The 24758-nt window shown below is 73.9% G+C and carries 2 protein-coding genes and 1 pseudogene; all 3 read left to right on the plus strand.

Going from position 1 to position 24758, the window contains the following annotated elements:
* The first annotated feature begins 29 nt into the window (after positions 1–29).
* Positions 30–14948, plus strand: coding sequence for a type I polyketide synthase (locus CNX65_RS37025; RefSeq protein ID WP_096493692.1), 14919 nt, complete (start codon positions 30–32; stop codon positions 14946–14948).
* Positions 14945–20101 carry an SDR family NAD(P)-dependent oxidoreductase gene (locus tag CNX65_RS15330; RefSeq protein WP_198320608.1) on the plus strand — a complete coding sequence of 1719 codons (5157 nt, stop codon included), beginning with the start codon at positions 14945–14947 and terminating at the stop codon, positions 20099–20101. The genes CNX65_RS37025 and CNX65_RS15330 overlap by 4 nt, the downstream gene beginning before the upstream one ends.
* Positions 20101–24756, plus strand: a pseudogene (locus tag CNX65_RS15335) (type I polyketide synthase); the annotation flags it as partial. The gene CNX65_RS15330 and the pseudogene CNX65_RS15335, both read left to right, overlap by 1 nt.
* Positions 24757–24758: the final 2 nt, after the last annotated feature.

Consider the following 24758-nt stretch of genomic DNA (forward strand, 5'->3'; position numbering starts at 1 on the left):
TTTTCGACCTGCTGGGAAGACTGGGGCAGATGAACTCTCTGAATGATTTCACCGATACCGGAACTGCTCCCATCGCAATCGTCGGGCTGTCCTGCCGGTTGCCCGGAGCCGCCGATCCCGGTGCTTTCTGGGAAATGCTCCGCGACGGTCGGGACGGTATCCGCGAGGTGCCCGCCGACCGCTGGGACGCCGACGCGCTCTTCGACCCCGATCCCGCCGCGCCCGGCCGGGTCCCCACCAGGCTCGGCGGCTTCCTCGACCGGGTCGACGGGTTCGACGCGGCGTTCTTCGGCATCTCCCCGCGCGAGGCCGCCGCGCTCGACCCCCAGCAGCGGCTCGCGCTGGAGCTGAGCTGGGAGGCGCTGGAGGACGCGGCCGTCCTGCCCGCCGACCTGGCGGGCAGCCGGACCGGGGTGTTCATCGGCGCCACCGCGAGCGACTACGCCACCCTGCGGGACGCGCGCGGGCCGGAGGCGATCGGCCCGCACACCCTCACCGGCCTCAACCGGGCCGTCATCGCCAACCGGATCTCCTTCACCCTGGGCACGACCGGCCCGAGCCTGACCGTCGACACCGCCCAGTCGTCGTCTCTGGTCGCCGTGCACCTGGCCTGCGAGAGCCTGCGGCGCGGTGAGTCGACCTCGGCCATCGCGGGCGGCGTGCACCTCAACCTGGTCCCTGAGGGGGCCATCGGCGCCGCCAAGTTCGGCGGGCTGTCCCCGGACGGCAGGTGCTTCACCTTCGACGCCAGGGCGAACGGCTACGCGCGCGGCGAGGGCGGGGCCGTCGTCGTGCTCAAGCCGCTGGAGGCCGCGCTCGCCGACGGCGACCGGGTGTACTGCGTCGTGCGCGGCGGCGCGGTCAACAACGACGGCGCCACCAGCGGTCTCACCGTGCCGGACGCAGGCGCCCAGGAGGCGGTGCTCCGGCTGGCCCGCGAGCGCGCCGGTGTCCGCCCTGAGCAGGTCCAGTACGTCGAGCTGCACGGGACGGGCACCCGGCTCGGCGATCCCGTGGAGGCCGCCGCGCTCGGCGCCGCGCTGGGCGCCCACCGACCGCAGGGCGAGCCGTTGCTGGTCGGTTCCGCGAAGACGAACGTCGGCCACCTGGAGGCGGGCGCGGGCGTCACCGGACTGGTCAAGACCGCGCTGAGCATCGCGCACCGGCTGCTGCCCGCGAGCCTGAACTTCGAGACCCCCAACCCGGAGATCCCCCTGGACCGCCTCAACCTGGCCGTCCAGCGCTCGCTGTCCGGCTGGCCGAGGCCCGGCCTGCCGCTGGTGGCCGGGGTGTCCTCGTTCGGCATGGGCGGCACGAACTGCCACCTGGTGCTCACCGAGGCTCCCGCCGGGCTCGACCGGCACGCGGGCACGGGAGCCCGGAGCGCTCCGGGGCCGGTGGTGTGGCCGGTCTCCGGGGTGGGCGAGGCGGCTCTGGCCGCCCAGGCCGCGCGGTTGTGGGAGCACGCCCAGGAGCTGGACCCGGCGGATGTGGGCCTGTCGCTGGCCACGACCCGGACCGCGCACAGCCACCGGGCCGTCGTGGTCGGCTCGGACCGCGGAGCCCTGCTCGACGGCCTCGGCGCGGTCGCAGGCGGAACCCCCGCCGCGAACGTGCTGCGGGGGCGGGTCGTGCCGGGCGCCAGGCTCGGTTTCCTGTTCTCGGGTCAGGGTTCGCAGCGGGTGGGGATGGGGCGGGGCTTGGCGGCCCGGTTCCCGGTGTTCGCCGAGGCCTTCGACGAGGTGTGCGGGCACTTCGGCGACCTGGTCGGGGCGCTCTCCTCCCCGGAACTGTTGCAGCGCACGGAGTTCGCGCAGCCCGCCCTGTTCGCGTTCGAGGTGGCGCTGTTCCGGTTGCTGGAGTCCTTCGGGGTGCGTCCGGACGTGTTGCTCGGGCACTCGATCGGTGAGTTGGCGGCGGCGCACGTGGCGGGGTTGTGGTCGTTGGGGGACGCCTGTCGGGTGGTGGCTGCTCGGGGCAGGTTGATGCAGTCGCTGCCGGAGGGTGGGGCGATGGCGGCGGTGGAGGCGGCGGAGGACGAGGTCACCCCGCTGCTGTCGGGTCGTGTGGGCCTGGCGGCGGTCAACGGGCCGTCGTCGGTGGTCGTCTCCGGCGAACTGCCCGAGGTCGAGCGGGTCGTGGCCGCGCTGTCCGGGCTCGGCAGGCGCACCAAGTCGCTGCGGGTGAGCCACGCGTTCCACTCGCACCTGCTGGAGCCGGTGCTGGCCGAGTTCGGCGAGGTGCTGGCCGGGGTCCGCTTCCACCGACCCCGGCTGCCGGTGCTGTCCAACCTGACCGGTCTGCCCGCGGGGGAGGAGCTGCGCGCTCCGGACTACTGGGTGCGGCACGCCCGCCAGGCGGTCCGGTTCGCCGACGCCGTCACCACCGCGCTCGCCGACGGTGTCACGACGTTCGTGGAGATCGGTCCGGACGGCGTGCTCAGCGCGTCCGCGCGCGAGTGCGCCCAGGGCGTCGACGTCGCTGTCCACCCGGCCCAGCGCGCCGACCGGCCTGAGGTGGACGCCCTGGTCACCGCGCTCGCCGGGCTGCACGTCCGGGGCGTCGACGTCGACTGGGCCAGGCTGCACGAGGGCGGACGGGCCCGACGGGTCGCCCTGCCGACCTACGCGTTCCAGCGGCGGCGCCACTGGCTCGACACCCCGGAGCGGCGCGGCGCCGGGGAGACGCCCGACCGCCCCACCCCCAACCTCCGCGGGGACCGGGAAGGCTTCGCCCCGGCTGACACCGACCGCTCCGCGCTGGCCGACCTGCTGTCCGGGTTGCCCGAGGCCGAGCAGGACCGGTCGCTGCTCGACCGGGTGCGCGACCACGCCGCCGCCGTGCTCGGCCACACCACCGCCGAGGGCGTCGACACCGACCTGACCTTCAAGGACCTGGGCTTCGACTCGCTCACCACCGTCGAGCTCCGCGACGCGCTGGCCGCGGACACTGGCCTGCGCCTGTCCCCGGCGCTGCTGTTCAACCACCCGACGCCCACCGCGCTCGCCCGCCACCTGCGCACCGAGCTGACCGGTTCCGGACGACGCCCGACCGCGACCACCTCCGGCCCGGCGCTCGACGAGCCGATCGCGATCGTGGGCATGGGCTGCCGCTACCCCGGTGGTGTCCGGTCCCCCGAGGAGCTGTGGCAGCTCGTCGTCGACGGCCGCGACGCCATCGGCGGCTTCCCCTCTGACCGGGGCTGGGACCTGGCGGGCCTCTACGACCCCGACCCCGCGCGCAGCGGCACGACCTACGCGCGGGAGGGCGGTTTCCTCTACGACGCGGCGGAGTTCGACGCGGGGTTCTTCGGGATCTCGCCGCGCGAGGCGTTGGCGATGGACCCGCAGCAGCGGCTGCTGCTGGAGACCTCGTGGGAGGCGGTGGAGCGGGCGGGCATCGACCCCAGGTCGTTGCGCGGCAGCGACACCGGTGTGTTCACCGGCGTGATGGCGCAGGACTACGGACCCCGCCTGCACGAGGGCCTGGACGGTTACGAGGGCTACGCCCTGACCGGCAGCACGGTCAGCGTCGCCTCGGGCCGGGTCTCCTACGCCCTCGGGCTCAGCGGTCCCGCGGTCACCGTGGACACCGCGTGCTCCTCGTCCCTGGTCGCGCTGCACCTGGCCGCGCGGGCCCTGCGCGACGGCGAGTGCTCCCTGGCCCTGGCGGGCGGCGCTGCGGTGCTCGCCACCCCCGGCATGTTCGTGGAGTTCAGCCGTCAGCGGGGGCTGGCCCCGGACGGGCGGTGCAAGGCGTTCGCCGCAGCGGCCGACGGCACCGCCTGGGCGGAGGGCGCGGGCGTGGTCGTCCTCGAACGGCTCTCGGACGCGCGCCGCAACGGGCACCCGGTGCTGGCGGTGGTGCGCGGATCGGCCGTCAACCAGGACGGCGCCAGCAACGGCCTCACCGCCCCCAGCGGTCCCGCGCAGGAGCAGGTCATCCGGCAGGCGCTCGCCCGCGCGGGACTGCGGCCCGATGACGTGGACGCCGTGGAGGCGCACGGCACCGGCACCGCCCTCGGCGACCCGATCGAGGCGCAGGCGCTCATCGCCACCTACGGGCAGGACCGCACCGAGCCGCTGTGGCTGGGCTCGCTCAAGTCCAACATCGGCCACGCCCAGGCGGCGGCGGGCGTCGGCGGCGTGATCAAGACCGTGCTGGCGCTGCGTGCCGGCGTCCTGCCCTCGACCTTGCACGTGGACACGCCCTCACCGCACGTCGACTGGTCGGCTGGCCGGGTCCGGCTGCTGACCGGGAACCGCGCGTGGCCGGACACCGGCCGAGTTCGCAGGGCAGCCGTCTCGTCGTTCGGCATCAGCGGAACCAACGCGCACCTCATCCTGGAGGCTCCACCCGCCACGCCGGAACCCGCGACCAGGAGCGAGGGCCCGCTGGCGTGGCCGCTCTCGGCCAGGACCGCTCCCGCCCTGCGCGAGCAGGCCGCGCGGCTGCTCGCGGCCCCCGCCGCCCACCCGGCCGACGTCGCGGCGACGCTGGCGACCCGACCGGCGTTCGACGTGCGCGCGGTCGTCGTCGGCGACCCCGGCGAACTGGCGGGCGGGGTGCTCGCGCTGGCGGGCGGCGAGCCCGGTGGCGATCTCGTCGAAGGCGTCGCCCGCCCGCGCGAGCGCGTCGTGTTCGTCTTCCCCGGCCAGGGCTCCCAGTGGGTCGGCATGGCGCTGGAGCTGGCAGCCCGCGAACCGGTGTTCGCCGACAAGCTGAGAGCCTGCGAGGAGGCGTTCGCACCGCACGTGGACTGGAAGCTCACCGACGTCCTGGGCAGCGCCGAGGCACTGGACCGGGTCGACGTCGTGCAGCCCGCCCTGTTCGCCGTCATGGTCTCGCTGGCCGAGCTGTGGCGCTCCCTCGGGGTTCGCCCCGCCGCCGTCGTCGGGCACTCCCAGGGCGAGATCGCCGCCGCCCACGTCGCGGGCGCCCTGTCGCTCGCCGACGCCGCCAGGGTCGTGACCCTGCGCAGCCGGGCGCTGGTGGCGCTGGCGGGTGGCGGCGGCATGGTGTCCCTGCCGCTGCCCGTCGACCAGGTGCTGGCCCGCATCGCGGACGCGGGCGACCGGCTGTGCGTCGCGACCGTCAACGGTCCGGCCGCCACCGTCGTCGCAGGCGAGACCGAGGCCCTCGAGGCGCTGCTGGATCGGTGCGAGCGTGCCGGAATCCAGGCCAGACGGGTCCCGGTGGACTACGCCTCCCACTCCCCGCAGGTCGACGCGATCCGGGACGAGCTCGCCACCGTCCTCGACGGCATCACCCCGCGCGCGGGCGACACGCCCTTCTACTCCACCGTGACCGGCGACCGCCTCGACACCGACGGCCTCGACGCGGACTACTGGTTCCGCAACCTCAGGCACACCGTCCGCTTCGAGCAGGCCGTGCGCGCCCTGCTCGACGCGGGGCACGACGCCTTCGTCGAGGTCAGCCCGCACCCGGTGCTCATCGGCGGAATCCAGGACACCGTCGACGACCACGGCTCGTCCGCGACCGCCGTCGGCTCGCTGCGCCGCGACGACGGCGGCAGGCGCCGCCTGCTCACCGCCGCGGCCGAGGCGCACGTCGCGGGCATCGCGGTCGACTGGTCCCGGCTCGTCTCCGGCGAGCGGGTGGACCTGCCCACGTACCCCTTCCAGCGCGACCACTACTGGCTCGAACCGGCACCGGTGGCGACCACCGACGCGGACCTGTGGGACGCCGTCGACCGGGGCGACCCGGACGCGCTGGCCGCCGCGGCGACCGCGGACCGGGACGAAGCCGTTGCCGCGCTGCCCGTCCTGTCGGCCTGGCGCAGGCGTGCGACCGCCAGGGCCGGGACCGACGGGTGGCGCTACCGGGTGGTGTGGAAGCAGGTCCCCGAACCAGCCGCAACCGGGCCCACCGGGTCCTGGCTGCTCGTCGTGCCGCGCGGGCGCGCCGTGCCCGCCTCCGGGAGCGCCCAGGTCCTGGAGGTCCCGCCCGGAGCCGACCGGGAGCTGCTCGCGGAGCTGCTCGCGGGAGGAGGGGAGGCGACCGGCGTGCTGTCCCTGCTCGACGACGTCGCCACCACCGCCGCGCTGGTCCAGGCGCTCGGCGACGTCGGGAGCACCGCTCCGCTGTGGTGCGCGACCCTGGGCGCGGTGTCCACCGGCCCCGACGACCCGGTGACCGCCCCCGAAACCGCCAGGCTGTGGGGCTTCGGCCAGGCCGTCGCCCAGGAGCACCCGGAGCGCTGGGGCGGTCTGGTCGACCTCCCCCCTCAGGCCGACGACCGGCTCTGGGAGCGGTTGCCCGCGCTGCTGGCCGCCAGCCGGGAGGACCAGCTCGCACCGCGCCCCACCGGGCTGTTCGCCCGCAGGCTCGTCCACGACACCGCGCCCTCCGCCACCCGGAGCTGGACCCCGCGCGGCACGGTCCTGGTCACCGGCGGCACCGGGGCGCTCGGCGGCCACGTCGCCCGCTGGCTGGCGTCCTCCGGCGCCGAGCACGTCGTGCTCGCCGGCAGGCGCGGTCCCGACGCCCCCGGCGCGGACGAGCTGCGCGCCGAGCTCGTCGCCCTCGGCGCGCGGGTCACCGTGGCCGCCTGCGACGCGGCCGACCGGGACGCGCTGGCGGCGCTGCTCACCGAGACCGCGCCGACCGCCGTCTTCCACGCCGCGGGCGTCCTGGACGACGCCCTCGTGGACGCGCTGACCCCGTCGGGGGTGGCGAACGTCGACCGGCCCAAGGCCGTCGCAGCCCGGAACCTGCACGAGCTGACCGCCGACCTCGACCTTGACGCGTTCGTGCTGTTCTCCTCGCTGATGGGCGTGCTGGGCAACGGCGGCCAAGCCGCGTACGCCTCCGCCAACGCCTACCTGGACGCGCTCGCCGCCCACCGCAGGGCGCTGGGCCTGCCCGCGCTGTCGGTGGCCTGGGGAACCTGGGCGGGCGGCGGCATGGTCGGCTCCGAGGTCGACGACCGGATGAGCGCGCGGGGCGTCCTCGGCATGGCCCCCGAACGAGCCGTCGCCGCGCTGCGCGACGCGCTCGACCGGGGGGATGACGCCGTGGTCGTCGCCGACGTGCGCTGGGACCGCCTCGCCCCCGTCCTCACCGCGACCCGCCCGAACCCCGTGATCGGGGACCTCCCCGAGGTCGTCGCGCTCGGGGGGACGAGCGACCGGGGTGGTGCGGACGACCTGCCCGGCAGGCTGGCGGTCCTGGGCGAGGACGACGGGCTCCGCCTGCTGACCGACCTCGTGGGCGCCCACGCGGCGTCGGTGCTCGGCCACCGCGACGCTGCGGCCGTGCCGGTCGCGCGGGCCTTCCGGGAGATCGGGTTCGACTCGCTGACCGTCGTGGAGCTGCGCAACCGGCTCGCGACCGCCACCGGGCTGCGCCTGCCCTCGACCGTCCTGTTCGACCACCCGACGGTGACTGCGCTCGCCGAGCACCTGCGCGCCCAGCTCACCGGCGGCGGGCAGCCTGCCACCTCGGCCCCGTCGAACCGCGACGCCGCCACCGACGACGACCCGATCGCGATCATCGGGATGGGCTGCCGCTTTCCCGGCGGGGTGCGCACTCCCGAGGACCTGTGGGAGTTGCTCGTCGCCGAGCGCGACGTCGTCGGCGACCCGCCGACCGATCGCGGCTGGGACCTGGACCGGCTCTACCACCCCGATCCAGACCACCGGGGCACCTCCTACGTGCGGGAGGGCGGTTTCCTGCACGACGCGGCGGAGTTCGACGCGGAGTTCTTCGGGATCTCCCCGCGCGAGGCGCTGACCACCGACCCGCAGCAGCGGCTGCTGCTGGAGACCTCGTGGGAGGCGGTGGAGCGGGCGGGCATCGACCCGCTGCAGCTGCGCGGCACGCGCACCGGCGTCTTCGCGGGCATGGTGTACCAGGACTACGGCTCCCGCCTGCACGAGGCGCCCGAGGGGCTGGAGGGCTTCCTCGTCACCGGCAAGTCCTCCAGCGTCGTCTCCGGGCGCGTCGCCTACTGCCTGGGCTTGGAGGGCCCGGCGGTCACCGTGGACACCGCCTGCTCCTCCTCGCTGGTCACCCTCCACCTGGCGGCCCAGGCGCTGCGGCAGGGGGACTGTTCGCTCGCGCTGGCGGGCGGCACGACGGTGATGGCTGCGCCCGGCATGTTCATCGAGTTCAGCCGCCAGCGGGGACTCGCCCCGGACGGGCGCTGCAAGGCGTTCGCCGAGGCCGCCGACGGGACCGCCTGGGGCGAGGGCGCCGGGATGGTCCTGCTGGAGCGGTTGTCGGACGCGCGGCGCAACGGGCACCCGGTGCTTGCCGTGGTGCGGGGCACGGCGGTGAACCAGGACGGCGCCTCCAACGGCCTCACCGCGCCGAGCGGGCCGTCGCAGCAGCGGGTGATCCTGGACGCGCTTGCCGCCGCCGGGTTGTCGACCTCCGATGTCGACGCGGTGGAGGCGCACGGGACCGGAACCACGCTGGGCGACCCGATCGAAGCCCAGGCGCTGCTGGCGACCTACGGCCAGGAGCGCGAGCACCCGTTGTGGCTCGGCACGGTGAAGTCCAACATCGCCCACCCGCAGGCCGCTGCGGGCGTCGCGGGCGTCATCAAGGTGGTGTTGGCGTTGCGGCACGGGTTCCTGCCGAGGACGTTGCACGTCGACGCGCCGTCCTCGCACGTGGACTGGTCAGCGGGGAAGGTCGAGCTGCTCACCGAGGGGCGCGCCTGGCCGGAGACCGGGAGGCCGCGCCGCGCGGGCGTGTCCGCCTTCGGCGTGAGCGGCACCAACGCGCACGCGGTCCTGGAGCAGGCGCCGGAGAGCGAGAGCCCGCCCGAAGGCGATGACGTGACGGTGCCGTGGTTGCTCGCAGCCAAGACCGGACCCGCGCTCCGGGAGCAGGCGGACCGGTTGGCCGCGCGGGTCGGTGACGAGCGGGCGCTCGACGTCGGGTGGTCACTGGCAGGAGGCAGGTCCGCCTTCGAACACCGGGCCGCCGTCGTCGCCGGTGACCGGGAGACCCGCTTGGCTGGTGTGCGCGCCATCGCCGAGGGCGTTGGCGCCCCAGGGGTGGTGCGCGGTGTCGCGGAGGCTCGCGGCAAGGTCGCGTTCGTCTTTCCCGGTCAGGGTTCGCAGTGGGTGGGGATGGGGCTGGGGCTTCGGGATTCCTGTCCGGTTTTTGCGGCTCGATTGAATGAGTGCGCCGTTGCTCTTGGGTCCTTTGTGGACTGGAATTTGGTGGATGTTCTGGGTGATCCTGGGGCTTTGGGTCGTGTTGATGTTGTGCAGCCGGTGTTGTGGGCGGTGATGGTGTCGCTGGCTGCGGTGTGGGAGTCCTATGGTGTCCGTCCCGCTGCTGTGCTCGGCCATTCGCAGGGTGAGATCGCTGCCGCGTGTGTGAGTGGCGCGTTGTCGTTGGCCGATGGTGCGCGGGTTGTGGCGTTGCGGAGCAGGGCGATCAGGGCGTTGTCGGGTCGCGGTGGCATGGTCTCCGTTGCCTTACCTGCGGATCTGGTGCGGGAGCGGTTGGTCGAGGGTGTCTCGGTCGCCGCGGTGAACGGCCCGGAAGCCACGGTGGTGTCCGGTGATCTGCTTGCCTTGGAGGAGTTCTTCGCCGCTGCGGAGCGGGATGGTGTGCGGGTCAAGCGAATCCCGGTGGACTACGCCTCGCATTCCGCGCACGTGGAGGAGATCGAGGGCGAGTTGTTGGCCGCCCTCGGTCCGATCAGTCCTGTGGTGGGGCGTGTTCCGCTGCTGTCCGCCGTGACCGGTGAGCTGGTCGACGGTTCGGGGTTGGATGCGGCGTACTGGTATCGGAACCTGCGGGAGACGGTCGAGTTCGAGCGGGCTGTCAGGTCGTTGTCCGAACGCGGGTTCGGGACGTTCATCGAGGTCAGCGCTCACCCCGTGCTCACGCTGGGCGTGCAGCAGACCGCCGAGGACGCCCTGGTCGTGGGCACCTTGCGCCGCGATGAGGACGGCCTGGACCGGGTCCTGCTGTCCCTGGCCGAGGCGCACGTCAACGGCGTCGACGTCGACTGGGCGGCTGTGTTCGAAGGCGGGCGCAGGGTCGACCTGCCCACCTACCCGTTCCAGCGCGAGCGGTTCTGGCTCAACACCTCGTCCGCCACCCCGACCGCCGTGCCCGCCCAGCGGAGCGCACCGGTGGAACCGCCTCGGCTCGCCGGGCTCGCCGAGCGCGATCGGGACGCGGCCCTGCTGCGGCTGGTCCGCACCGAGGCCGCCGCGGTGCTCGGGCACGCCGGGGCGGACGCGATCCGCGCCGATCGGCCCTTCGCGGACATGGGGTTCGACTCCCTGATGTCGCTGGAGCTGCGCAACCGGCTCGCCACCGCCTCGGGGCTCCCACTGCCCACGACGGTCGTGTTCGACAACCCGACGCCCGACGCGATGACGGACTTCTTGCGCACCCGGCTGGCGAACGCGGACGACCCCGATGTGGTCCCGCCGCGCGCTGCGGTCGACGATCCGGTCGCGATCGTGGGCATGGGCTGCCGCTACCCCGGTGGCGTGCGGTCCCCCGAGGAGCTGTGGCAGCTCGTCGTCGACGGCCGCGACGCGATCTCCGACTTCCCGGTCGACCGGGGGTGGGACGTGGCCTCGCTGTACGACCCGGACCCCGGCCGGTCCGGCAGGACCTACGTGCGCCAGGGCGGTTTCCTGCACGACGCGGCGGAGTTCGACGCGGGGTTCTTCGGGATCTCGCCGCGCGAGGCGTTGGCGATGGACCCGCAGCAGCGGTTGTTGCTGGAGACCTCGTGGGAGGCGGTGGAGCGCGCCGGGATCGACCCGCGCGCGCTGCGCGGATCCCAGACCGGCGTGTTCGTGGGCACCGTCGACCAGGACTACGGCCCCCGGATGCACGAGGCGTCCGAGGAGGTCGAGGGGTACGTGATGACCGGTACCCTGTCGGCGGTCGCCTCAGGTCGCGTCTCGTACGCCCTCGGGTTGGAAGGCCCCGCGGTCACCGTCGACACCGCGTGCTCGTCGTCACTGGTGGCGCTCCACCTGGCCGCGCAATCGCTGCGCCAGGGCGAGTGCGACCTCGCCTTGGCGGGCGGCGCGGCGGTGATGGCGACGCCCGGTGTGTTCGTGGAGTTCAGCCGCCAGCGGGGGCTCGCCCCGGACGGGCGCAGCAAGTCGTTCGGCGCGGGCGCCGACGGCACGAGCTGGTCCGAGGGCGTCGGCGTCGTCCTGCTGGAGCGGTTGTCGGACGCGCGGCGCAACGGGCACCCGGTGCTGGCGGTGGTGCGCGGATCGGCCGTCAACCAGGACGGCACCAGCAACGGCCTCACCGCCCCCAGCGGCAGGGCGCAGCGCCGGGTGATCCGCAGGGCGCTCGCCGCCGCCGGGTTGTCCGCGCGCGACGTGGACGCCGTCGAGGCCCACGGCACCGGCACCCGGCTCGGCGACCCGGTGGAGGCCGAGGCGCTGCTCGCCACCTACGGCCAGGACCGCGCCGAGCCGCTGTGGCTGGGCTCGCTCAAGTCCAACATCGGCCACGCGCAGTCCGCCTCCGGCATCGGCGGGGTGATCAAGGTGGTGCAGGCCCTGCGGCACGGTGTGCTGCCGAGGACCTTGCACGCGGACGAGCCCAGCCCGCACGTCGACTGGTCCTCCGGCGACGTCCGCCTGCTGACCGAGGCGCGCCCCTGGCCGGAGACCGGTGGTCCACGTCGCGCGGGGGTGTCGTCGTTCGGGGTCAGCGGCACCAACGCGCACGTCATCGTCGAGTCGGCCGATCCGGTCGCCGATCCGGTCGCCGATCCCGCGCCGCCCCCCGGAGCCCTGCCGCTGCCGGTGTCCGGTGCGGACCCGGCCGCGCTGCGCGCGCAGGCTGACCGGCTCCGCGCCCGCCTCGTCGGGGACGGCGGGCCGAGCCTGCTGGACGTGGCCTGCTCGGCCGCGACCACCAGGGCGGCGCTGGAGCACCGGGCGGTCGTCGTCGCCGACACCACCGAGGGGGCGGGGGAGGCCCTGCTGGCGCTCGGCCGGGGCGAGCAGCACCCGGCCGTGGTGACCGGCGTCGTGCCCGCGGCCACGCCCAGCCTCGGGTTCCTGCTCTCCGGGCAGGGTTCGCAGCGGGTGGGCATGGGGCGGGAGCTGGCGGCCCGGTTCCCGGTCTTCGCCGACGCGTTCGCCGACGTGTGCGGCCGGTTCGGCCCACTGGCCGAGATCGTCCACGACCCGGACCGCCTGCACCGCACCGAGTTCACCCAGCCCGCCCTGTTCGCGTTCGAGGTGGCGCTGTTCCGGCTGCTGGAGTCGTGGGGCGTCACCGCCGACGTGCTGGTGGGGCACTCGATCGGCGAGTTGGCCGCCGCGCACCTCGCGGGTCTGTGGTCGTTGGAGGACGCCTGCCGGGTGGTCGCCGCGCGCGCCGCGCTCCTGCAGGCGCTGCCCGACGGCGGTGCGATGGTCGCGGTCCAGGCCGCCGAGCACGAGGTCCTCCCGCTGCTGGCGGGCGCCGTCGACCTCGCGGCCGTCAACGGCCCCGACTCGGTCGTGCTGTCCGGGGCAGAGGCCGAGGTGCTCACCACCGCCGCCGCGCTCGCCGCGCGCGGGCACCGAACCAAGCGCCTCCGGGTGAACCGCGCGTTCCACTCCCGGCTCGTGGAGCCGGTGCTCGACGAGTTCCGGTCCGCGCTCGACCGGGTCGACTTCCGCACCCCCGAGGGTGTGGTGGTGTCGAACCTGACCGGTCGGATCGCGGGAGAGGAGCTGCGCACCCCCGACTACTGGGTGCGGCACGTCCGCGAGGCGGTCCGCTTCGGCGACGGGCTCGCCTCGGCGCGTGCGCACGGCGCCACCACCTTCGTGGAGATCGGCCCGGACGGCGTCCTCGGCGGCGCCGCGCGTGACGCCGACGTGATCACCGCCTCCAGGGGCGACCGGCCGGAGGTCGAGGCGCTGCTGTCCGCGCTCGGCGCGCTGCACGTGCGCGGCGTGCCCGTCGACTGGGACGAGGTGTTCCGGGGGACCGGCGCCCGCCGCGCCGATCTGCCCACCTACGCGTTCCAGCGCGAGCACTACTGGCTCACCGCCTCACCCCCGGACCGCTCCCGAGCGGACGGGCTGACCCACCGGGTGGTGTGGAAACCGCTGCCCGAACCGGAGGACCGCGACCTGCCAGGCCGGTGGCTGCTCGTGCTGCCGGACGGGCACGTGGACCACCCGGTGGCGGTCGGCCTGGGACAGGCGCTCGACGCCGGGGAGCCCGTGGTGCTCACCACCGGGGACACCGATCCCGACCTGGTCGCGGCCTCGCTCTCCACCGCCGGGTTCGACCGCGGCGTCGCGGGCGTGGTGTCGTTGCTCGCGCTGGCCGAGGAACCCCTGCCCGACCACCCCCGCGTGCCCGCCGGGCTCGCCCTGACCTCGGCGCTGGCGCGAGCCATGGCCGCCGCCGGTTCCACCGCCCCGCTGTGGTGCGCCACGACCGGGGCGACCGGGGCGGGCGGGCAACCCCCGCGCCACCACGCCCAAGCCGCCACGTGGGGGCTGGGGAGCGTGATCGCGCTGGAGCACCCCGAGCTGTGGGGCGGCCTGCTGGACCTGCCCGAGGAACCGGACGTCCTGACCTGGCGCAGGGTGCGCGGCGTCCTGGCCGCCCGGACCGAGGACCGGGTCGCGGTGCGCTCCGCCCCGCTCGCCCAGCGCCTCGTCCCCGCACCTCCGGGCGACGGCGCCGGGTGGCAACCGCGCGGCACCGTCCTGATCACCGGCGGCACCGGCGCGCTCGGCGCCCACGTCGCGCGCTCGGTCGCCGAGGGCGGGGCCGACCACGTCGTCCTCGTCAGCAGGCGCGGACCGGACGCGCCCGGCGCGGCGCGGCTCACCGCCGAGCTCGCCGACCTCGGAGCCAGGACCACCGTGCTCGCCTGCGACATCACCGATCGCGCCGCGCTGGCCGCCCTGGTCGGCGGCCTGACCGAGTTGGACGCCGTGGTGCACACCGCCGGGGTGGTGGACGACGGCGTGCTCGGGGCGCTGACCCCGGACAGGTTCGACGCGGTGCTCGCCCCCAAGGCTGCGGCGGCGGTCCACCTGCACGAGCTGACGCAGGGGCACGACCTGTCCGCGTTCGTGCTGTTCTCCTCGGCCGCGGGCACACTGGGCAACCCCGGTCAGGGCAACTACGCGGCGGCGAACGCCGTCCTGGACGCCCTCGCCGGTTACCGGCGTGGTCTCGGCCTGGCGGCGACCTCCGTGGCCTGGGGCGCCTGGGCGGGGGAGGGGATGGCCGCCGACGAGGCCGCCGCCGAACGGCTCCGCCGCGACGGCGTCCTCCCCGTCGAGCCGAGCCGGGCGCTCGCCGCGCTGTGGCGGGCCGTCGGCGCGGCCGAGCCCACGGCCGTCGTCGCAGACCTCGACTGGTCCCGCTTCACCGCGCGCCTGCCACGGCCGTCCCGGCTGCTGGCTGATCTGCCCGGTGCGCGGGCGGTCCCCACCCAAGCGCCTGGAACGGCCCAGTCCCTGCTCGACAGGCTCACCGCGACCGCCCAGCACGAGCGCGCGGCCGTCCTGGTGGACCTGGTCGGCGCCGGGGTCGCCGCCGTCCTCGGCCACGCACAGGGAGCCGTGCCCGCCGAGCGGTCGTTCCGCGACCTCGGGTTCGACTCGCTCACCGGGGTGGAACTGCGCAACCGGTTGGCCACCGAGACGGGGCTGCGACTGCCCGCGACCCTGGTGTTCGACCACCCCACGCCCGAGTCCCTGGCCGAGCACCTGCTCACCCTGCTCCTGCCCCGCGACCCGGCGGGACGCGGTGACCCGCTCGCCGAGCTGGACCGCTTGGAGGCGGCGCTGGTCACCGCGGCCGAAGCGGACCGCGCCGAGGTCGCCTCCAGGCTGACCCGGCTGCTCTCCCGGTGGTCCGGGACCCCGGTCGTGGTGCGCGACCTGCGCGACACCGGCCGGGACGAGCTGCTCGACCTCATCGACAGGGAACTGGGGGTGTCTGACTGATGGAAGACGCGAAGCTGCTCGACTACCTCAAGCGGGTCACCACCGAGCTCCAGTCCACCAGGGAACGTCTCCGGCTGGTCGAGACGGCGGCGGTGGAGCCCGTCGCGATCGTCGGGATGGGCTGCCGGTTCCCCGGTGGCGCGCGCTCCCCGGAGCTGTTCTGGGAGCTGCTGGCGGACGGGGTCGACGCCCTCTCCGAGTTCCCCACGGACCGGGGGTGGGACCTGGAGTCGTTGCACCACCCCGATCCCGACCACCGGGGCACCTCTTACGTGCGGGAGGGCGGTTTCCTGCACGACGCGGCGGAGTTCGACGCGGAGTTCTTCGGCATCTCGCCGCGCGAGGCGCTGGCGATGGACCCCCAGCAACGACTCCTGCTCGAGACCTCGTGGGAGGCGGTGGAGCGGGCGGGCATCGACCCCAGGTCGTTGCGGGGCACCCGCACCGGCGTGTTCGCGGGCACCAACGGCCAGGACTACCCGGCGGTGCTCGAGGGCGTCGCGGGCGAGGTCGAGGGGTACGCGGGGACCGGCAGCGCGGCCAGCGTGTTCTCCGGGCGCGTCGCCTACTGCCTCGGCTTGGAGGGACCGGCGCTCAGCGTGGACACCGCGTGCTCGTCGTCGCTGGTCGCGCTGCACCTGGCAGTGCAGTCGCTCCGCAGGGGCGAGTGCGCGCTGGCCTTGGCGGGCGGGGCGACGGTGATGGCGACGCCCGGTGTGTTCGTGGAGTTCAGCCGTCAGCGGGGGCTCGCCGCGGACGGGCGGTGCAAGGCGTTCGCCGAGGCCGCCGACGGCACGGGGTGGGGCGAAGGCGTCGGTGTGCTGCTGCTGGAGCGGTTGTCGGACGCGCGGCGCAACGGGCACCCGGTGCTGGCGGTGGTGCGGGGTTCGGCGGTGAACCAGGACGGTGCGTCGAACGGGTTGACCGCGCCGAACGGGCCGTCGCAACGCCGGGTGATCCTGGACGCGCTGGCTGACGCCGGGCTGTCCACCGCGGACGTCGACGCCGTCGAGGCCCACGGGACGGGAACGACGTTGGGTGATCCGATTGAGGCGCAGGCGTTGTTGGCGACGTATGGGTTGGGTCGTGTTCGGCCGTTGTTGTTGGGGTCGGTGAAGTCGAATCTTGGTCATGCGCAGGCTGCTGCGGGTGTGGCTGGTGTGATCAAGATGGTGTTGGCGTTGCGGCGGGGTTTTTTGCCCAGGACGTTGCACGTTGACGCGCCGTCTTCGCGGGTGGACTGGTCTGCGGGGAAGGTTGAGCTGTTGACGCGGGGGCGGTCGTGGCCGGAGACGGGTGCTCCGCGTCGTGCGGGGGTCTCGTCGTTCGGGGTCAGCGGAACCAACGCGCATGTGATCTTGGAGCAGGCCCCTGAGGGGAGAACCCCGCAGACCCCGGTTGATTCGGCTGTGCCGCTGGTGCTGTCGGCAAAGGGCGAGGCGTCGTTGCGCGAACTGGGGGAGCGGCTTGTCCCGGCCCTAGGCGCGGGGCTCGCCGACGTCGGCCACTCGCTCCTGGTGAGCAGGTCGACCTGGGAGCAGCGCGCGGTGCTGGTCACCGAGGTGGGATCTGCGGAAGCTGGGCTCACCGCCCTGGCCGCTGGACAGGAGTTCCCCGGACTGGTCCGAGGCGTCGCCACCAAGCGCGGCAAGGTCGCGTTCGTGTTTCCCGGTCAGGGTTCGCAGTGGGTGGGAATGGGGTTGGGGCTTCGGGAGTCGTGTCCGGTTTTTGCGGCTCGGTTGGACGAGTGCGCAGAGGCTTTGCGGTCCTTTGTGGACTGGGACCTCCTCGGTGTCTTGGGTGATCCTGGGGCTTTGGGTCGTGTTGATGTTGTGCAGCCGGTGTTGTGGGCGGTGATGGTGTCGCTGGCTGCGGTGTGGGAGTCGTATGGTGTCCGTCCTGCTGCGGTGGTGGGTCATTCGCAGGGTGAGATCGCTGCCGCGTGTGTGAGTGGCGCGTTGTCGTTGGTCGATGGTGCGCGGGTTGTGGCGTTGCGGAGCAGGGCGATCAGGGCGTTGGCCGGTCGTGGTGGCATGGTCTCCGTCGCCTTACCCGCTGATCGGGTGCGGGAACGACTGGTGTCCGGTCTTTCGGTCGCTGCGGTGAACGGCCCGGAGTCCACGGTGGTGTCCGGTGATCTGCTTGCCCTGGAGGAGTTCTTCGCCGCTGCGGAGCGGGATGGCTTACGGGTCAAGCGAATCCCGGTGGATTACGCCTCGCACTCGGCGCACGTGGAGGAGATCCGCGAGGAGTTGTTGGAGGTTCTCGGTCCGATCAGTCCTGTGGTGGGGCGTGTTCCGTTGCTGTCCGCCGTGACCGGTGAGCTGGTCGAGGGTTCGGGGTTGGATGCGGCGTACTGGTACCGGAACCTGCGGCGGACGGTCGAGTTCGAGCGGGCTGTCAGGTCGTTGTCCGAACGCGGGTTCGGGACGTTCATCGAGGTCAGCGCTCACCCCGTGCTCACGCTGGGCGTGCAGCAGACCGCCGAGGACGCCCTGGTCGTGGGCACCTTGCGCCGCGATGAGGACGGCCTGGACCGGGTCCTGCTGTCCCTGGCCGAGGCGCACGTCAACGGCGTTGAGGTCGACTGGTCTCCGGCGTTCCCCGGCGCGCACCGCGTCGACCTGCCCACCTACCCGTTCCAGCGCAGGCGCTTCTGGCCCACCACGCAGGAGGGTGATCTCGACGACCTCACCCCGGTGGTCGACTTGCCCGACGGTGGCGTCGTCCTGGCCGGGCGGCTCGCGGTCCGGGACTGGTTCGCCGATCACGTGCTCGGTGACGAGGTCGTCCTGCCCGGCACCGCGTTCCTGGAAGTCGCGGTCAGGGCCGGGGACGTGGTCGGCTGCGCCCACGTCGACGTGATGACCTTGGAATCTCCCCTCGTGCTCCCCGACCGGGGTTCCGCCGAGGTGCGCGTCGTCATCGGCCCTGATCGGGGCGCCAGGAGCATCGAGGTGCACTCCCGCCGCGCGGACGAGGACGACTGGACCCGGCACGCGACCGGTCTGATCAGCGTGCACGCGCCCGCCGCCCCCGCCGTCGAGCCGTGGCCGCCGCGAGGAGCCACCCGGCTGCCGCTGGACGAGGTGTCGCCGGACGTGCGCGAGCTCTGGCAGCGGGGCGACGAGGTCTTCGCCGAAGTGGCCCTGTCCGCGGTGGAAGCCGGGGACGCGCACCGGTTCGGCCTCCACCCCGCGCTGCTCGACGCGGGCATCCGGGCGACCGCCACCGGTGGCGGGGAGCGCCGCCCCTTCGAGTGGACCGGTTTCACCCTGCACGCCTCCGGGGCGACCGCGATGCGCCTGCGGGTGGCCCCTGCGGGGGCGGACAAGGTGTCCATCACCGCGAGCGACCTGACCGGTGCGCTGGTCGCCACCGTCGACTCGCTGACCTCCAGGGAGGTCCCCACATCCGAGGCCGTCGACCGGCGCCGCGCCCTGTTCGCCCTGGAGTGGACCGCCCGCACCGCCGCAACCTCCGTCGTCCGGGACGACGTCACCACCGCGCATGTCGCCGCGCCCCCCGGCACAGGCCCCGCCGAGGCCGCGCACCTGCTCGCCGGGCAGGTGCTGGAACTGCTGCGCGACCAGCTCGCCGAGGACCGGCCGGGGGTGCTGGCCGTGGTCACGAGAGGTGCGGTGACCACCCCGGTCGACCCGGCTGCCGCCGCTGTCTGGGGCCTCGTCCGCGCGGCCCAGCGGGAGCACCCCGGCAGGTTCGTGCTCGTCGACGTCGACGAGCACCCGGAATCGCTGCGCGCGCTGCCCGCCGCCGTCGCGCTGGGGGAGCCCGAGGTCGCCCTCCGGGAGGGTGAGGTGCTGCTGCCCTCGCTGACCAAGGGCGTGGCGCGGGGCGACGGGCTGCAGTTCACCGGCGTCGTCCTGGTCACCGGGGCCGCCGACGGGCTGGCTGGTCTCGTCGCGCGCCACCTCGTCGCCGCGCACGGCGTGCGGGACCTGGTGCTGGTCAGCCGCAGGGGTGAGGTGGCTCCCGGCTCGGTCGACCTGCGCGATGAGCTGGCCGCCGCGGGGGCGCGCGTGCTGCTCGCGGCGTGCGACGTCGCCGACCGCGCCGCTCTGGCCGCGTTGCTCGACCAGGTCGGCCCGATCTCGTCGGTGGTGCACGCGGCGGCGGTGCTCGACGACGCCGTGATCACCTCGCTCACCTCCGACGCCGTCGACCGGGTGCTGCGAGCCAAGGCGGACGCCGTGGTCAACCTGCACGAGTTGGCCGGTGAGCTGGACGCGTTCGTGGTCTTCTCCTCCGCGTCGGGCACGCTCGGCGGCGCCGGGATGGGCGGTTACGGGGCGGCGAACGCGTTCCTGGACGCGTTCGCCCGTCACCGCCGCTCGCTCGGCCTGCCCGCCCTGTCGTTGGCCTGGGGTCTGTGGGAGCGCGCCGGAGGCATGGCGGGCAGGCTCGGGCAGGCGAGCCTGCGGCGGATGGGGCGGTCGGGGATCGCGGCCATGTCCGACGCCGAAGGGCTCGCTCTCTTCGACGCGGCCTGCCGCACCGGTGCGGACGTCGTCCTGCCGATGCGGCTGGACCCGGACGTGCTGCGCGACCCGGCCGCGGACCTGCCCCCGCTGCTGCGCGGTCAAGCGCGTCCCGCGTCGCGCCGGGCGGTCGCCGTCGTCCCGGAGCGCGACGGCCCCGCCCGCGCGCTGGACGGCCTCTTCGGGGCCGAACTGGAGGAGCACCTGCTGGACCTGGTCCGCGCGCACGCCGCCGCGGTGCTCGGGCACGACACCCCGAAGGCGGTCGCCCCCGACCACTCGTTCAAGGAGTTGGGCTTCGACTCGCTCACCGGGGTCGAGCTGCGCAACCGGCTCGGCGCCGCCACCGGGCTGCGGCTGCCCGCGACCCTCGTGTTCGACCACCCCACGCCCCGTGCCCTGGCGGCCGAGCTCCGAGCGGACCTCGGCGAGCGGGAGCACGCCGCCGACCCCCTCGGCGTCGAGGTGCTGCTGGACCGCTTGGAGGCCGCGCTGCGAAAGACCGAGCTGAGCGCGGAGGAGCGCGGCGACATCGCCGCCAGGTTGCGGGACGCGGCGGCGCACGCCGATCCAGGCACGGCCGCGAACGAGATCGAATCGGCCACCGATGACGAGCTGTTCCAGCTCATCGACCGGAAGTTGGGCACGCTGTGACGGCGAACGAAGACAGGCTGCGGGACTACCTCAAGCGGGTCACCGCCGAGCTGGACGACGTGCGGGAGCGCGCCCGCGAGCGGGACCGGCGCGACCGGGAGCCGATCGCGATCGTCGGGATGGCCTGTCGGTTCCCCGGCGGGGTCCGCTCCCCGGAGGAGCTGTGGGACCTGCTCGTGCGGGACGGCGACGCGGTGTCCGGCTTCCCCGACAACCGGGGCTGGGACGCGACCGGTCTGCTCGACCGCGATCCGGACGGGCCCGGCGGGTGCGCCACCGCGAGCGGTGGTTTCCTGCACGACGCAGACCTGTTCGACCCCGCCTTCTTCGGGATCTCGCCGCGCGAGGCGTTGGCGATGGACCCGCAGCAGCGGCTGCTGCTGGAGACCTCGTGGGAGGCGTTCGAGCACGCGGGGGTGCCGACGTCCGCGCTGCGCGGCAGCCGCACCGGCGTCTACCTCGGCGGCAACGGCAACGACTACTCCGACGTGCTCCAGGAGGTGCCGGACGACGTCGCGGGCTACCTCGGCACGGGCAGCGCGGCCTCGGTCGCGTCCGGCCGCATCGCTTACACCTTCGGGCTGGAGGGGCCCGCGCTCACGGTCGACACCGCGTGCTCGGCGTCCCTGGTCGCGCTGCACCTGGCCTGCCAGGGACTGCGCAACGGGGATTGCGCGATGGCGCTGGCGGCCGGCGTCACGGTCATGTCCACACCGGGCTTCCTCGTGGAGTTCAGCCGCCAGCGGGGGCTCGCCCCGGACGGGCGGTGCAAGGCGTTCGCGGACGCGGCAGACGGCACGGGACTCGCCGAGGGGGTGGGTGTGCTGCTGCTGGAGCGGTTGTCGGACGCGCGCCGCCACGGTCGTCGAGTGCTGGCGGTGGTGCGGGGTTCGGCGGTGAACCAGGACGGTGCGTCGAACGGGTTGACCGCGCCGAACGGGCCGTCCCAACGCCGGGTCATCCGCGACGCGCTGGCCTCGGCGGGGCTGTCCGCTTCGGACGTCGACGTGGTGGAGGCGCACGGGACGGGGACCAGGTTGGGTGATCCGATTGAGGCGCAGGCGTTGTTGGCGACGTATGGGTTGGGTCGTGTTCGGCCGTTGTTGTTGGGGTCGGTGAAGTCGAATCTTGGTCATGCGCAGGCTGCTGCGGGTGTGGCTGGTGTGATCAAGATGGTGTTGGCGTTGCGGCGGGGTTTTTTGCCCAGGACGTTGCACGTCGATGTGCCGTCTTCGCGGGTGGACTGGTCGGTTGGTCGGGTGGAGTTGTTGACGGAGGGGCGGTCGTGGCCGGAGACGGGTGCTCCGCGTCGTGCGGGGGTCTCGTCGTTCGGGGTCAGCGGAACCAACGCGCATGTGATCTTGGAGCAGGTGCCCGAGGAGGACGTCCCGCCGACACCTGTGGACGTGGTCGTGCCCCTGGTGCTGTCGGCCAAGAGCGACGTCGCCTTGCGCGACACCGCGCGCGGGTTGGTTCCCGCGCTCGACACCGGGCTGGTCGACGTGGCCTTCTCCCTGTCGCGGACCAGGGCCATGTGGCAGCACCGCGCCGTCCTGGTCTCCCCGGACGCCGCCTCGTGCGGGGCGGGACTCACCGCGCTCGCCTCCGGGCAGGAGCACGCCGGACTGGTCAGAGGTGTCGTGGGGGAGCCGGGCAAGGTCGCGTTCGTGTTTCCCGGTCAGGGTTCGCAGTGGGTGGTGATGGGGCTGGGGCTTCGGGATTCCTGTCCGGTTTTTGCGGCCCGGTTGGACGAGTGCGCAGAGGCTTTGAAGTCCTTTGTGGACTGGGATCTCCTCGGTGTCTTGGGTGATCCTGGGGCTTTGGAGCGTGTTGATGTTGTGCAGCCGGTGTTGTGGGCGGTGATGGTGTCCCTGGCTGCGGTGTGGGAGTCCTATGGTGTCCGTCCTGCTGCGGTGGTGGGTCATTCGCAGGGTGAGATCGCTGCCGCGTGTGTGAGCGGTGCGTTGTCGTTGGTCGATGGTGCGCGGGTTGTGGCGTTGCGGAGCAGGGCGATCAGGGCGTTGGCCGGTCGTGGTGGCATGGTCTCCGTCGCCTTACCCGCTGATCGGGTGCGGGAACGACTGGTGTCCGGCCTTTCGGTCGCTGCGGTGAACGGCCCGGAAGCCACGGTGGTGTCCGGTGATCTGCTTGCCTTGGAGGAGTTCTTCGCCGCTGCGGAGCGGGATGGTCTGCGGGTCAAGCGGATCCCGGTGGACTACGCCTCGCACTCGGCGCACGTGGAGGAGATCCGCGAGGAGTTGTTGGACGTCTTGGAACCGGTGCGTCCGGTGAAGGGCAGGGTGCCGCTGCTGTCCGCGGTGACCGGTGAGCTGGTCGACGGTTCGGGTTTGGGTGCGGCGTACTGGTACCGGAACCTGCGGGAGACCGTGGAGTTCGAGCGGGCTGTCAGGTCGTTGTCCGAACGCGGCTTTGGGACTTTCGTGGAGGTCAGCGCGCATCCGGTGCTGACCATGGGCGTGCAGCAGACCGCCGAGGACGCCCTGGTCGTGGGAACCTTGCGTCGCGATGAGGACGGCCTGGACCGGGTTCTGCTGTCCCTGGCCGAGGCCTACGTGCGCGGCGTCGAGGTCGACTGGTCCCCGGCGTTCCCCGGCGCGCACCGGGTCGACCTGCCCGCCTACCCCTTCCAGCGCCAGCGCTTCTGGCTCCAGCGCACTCCGGCGACTCCCCCGGACCCGCTGGGTGACATCCGCTACCGCATCGCCTGGCGAGCCGTCGACGACCTCCCCGAGGCCGAGCTGACCGGGCAGTGGCTCATCGCGGTTCCCACCTCGGACCAGGACGACCTCGCCGACGTCCTCGCCCGCGCCCTCGCCGCCCGAGGGGCGCACCCTCGAGTCCTTCCCGTTCACCCCGGCCGCGCCCGGCTCGCCGCCGAACTCACCGGGCTCGGGCCGCTCGACGGTGTGGTCAGCCTCGTGGCGCTGGACGAGCGTCCCGACGCCGAGCACCCCGCACTGGCGGATGGCCTCGCCCGAACCGTCGAGCTCGTCCAAGCCCTCGGTGACACCGGGCAGTCCGCCCCGCTCTGGGTGCTCACCAGGGGAGCGGTGTCCACCGGCCCCGGCGAAGCCCCGACCACACCGGCGCAGGCGCAGGCCTGGGGCTTGGGGCGCGTGGTGGCGCTGGAGCACGCCGACCGCTGGGGCGGGCTGCTCGACCTGCCGGACGAGCTCGACGACGAGGCCACCGCCCGGTTCTGCGCCGTCCTGGCGGGCGCGGGACCCGAGGACCAGCTCGCACTCCGCGCGTCCGGGCTGCTAGTCCGCAGGCTCACCAGGGCCACCAGGCCGATCAGACCCGCTCAACCCCGAGCGCTGCGCGACACCGCCCTGCTCACCGGCGGCACGGGTGTCCTCGGCGCCCACCTGGTGCGGTGGCTCGCCGACAGCGGCGTCACGCGCGTCGTGCTGCCCTCCCGCCGAGGACCGGACGCACCGGGCGCGGCGCAGCTCACCGCCGAGCTGGCCGAGCGCGGCGTCGAGCTCGTCCCCGTCCGGTGCGACGTCACGGACCGGGCCGCGCTCGAGGAACTCGTCGCACGGGTGCGGCGCCACGGCCCGCCGATTCGCACCGTGGTCCACGCCGCGGCCCACATCGGTCTCGGCGCCCTCGCGGACACCACCCTCGCCGACTTCGCCGACGTCGTCGAGGCCAAGGCGGTCGGGGCCCGGCACCTCGACCAGCTCTTCCCGGACGACGACCTGGACGCGTTCGTGCTGTTCTCCTCGATAGCGGGCGTGTGGGGCAGCGGTGACCACGGCGCCTACTGCGCGGCCAACGCCCACCTCGACGCCCTCGCCGCCCACCGCAGGGCGAGAGGACTCACCGCCACCTCGATCGCCTGGGGCGTCTGGGCGTCGACGAACCCGTGGGACCCGGACCGCGTCGTGGACGGCATCGACAACGACCAGCTGCGACGCCGAGGGCTCCCGCTGATGGACCCCTCGCTGGCGCTCACCGCCCTGCGGCAGGCGCTCGCCGACGACGAGACCGAGCTGACCGTGGCCCACGTGGACTGGCGCCGGTTCACCCCGCTGTTCACCTCGACCAGGGCCCGTCCGCTGCTCGACGACCTCCCCGAGGTCCGCGCGCTCGCCCCGGCCGGTCCCGAGCCGGAGGGCGCCGGGAGCGACCTGCTGCGCCGGATTTCCACCGCCGCGGACGGCGAGCGCGTTGTCCTTGACCTGGTCCGGGTCCAGGTCGCCGCCGTCCTCGGGCACGTCGATCCCGCCGTCGTGGAAGCGGGCGCGCCGTTCAAGGACGTCGGCTTCGACTCGCTCACCGCGCTCGAACTGCGCAACCGGCTCACCACCGCCCTCGGCGTCCGACTGCCGTCCACGACCGTCTACGACCACCCGAACCCCGCCGCGCTGGCCCGGCACGTCCACGCCCTGCTGGTCCCGCGCGCCACGCCCGCGCTCGAAGAGCTGGACCGGGTCGAGGCCGCGCTGTTCGCCGACGGCACCACCGCGGACGACAAGAACCGCATCCTCACCCGGCTGCGGTCGGTGGTGTGGAAGTGGAACGACCTGGCGGGGTCCTCCGAGGGCCCGGCCGACGACACCAGCCTCGACGCCGCCACCGACGACGAGCTGTTCGACCTGATCGACGCGGAGTTCGGCAATGCCTGACC

It is taken from the genome of Actinosynnema pretiosum (genome assembly GCF_002354875.1).
GTDB classification, from domain to species: Bacteria; Actinomycetota; Actinomycetes; order Mycobacteriales; family Pseudonocardiaceae; genus Actinosynnema; species Actinosynnema auranticum.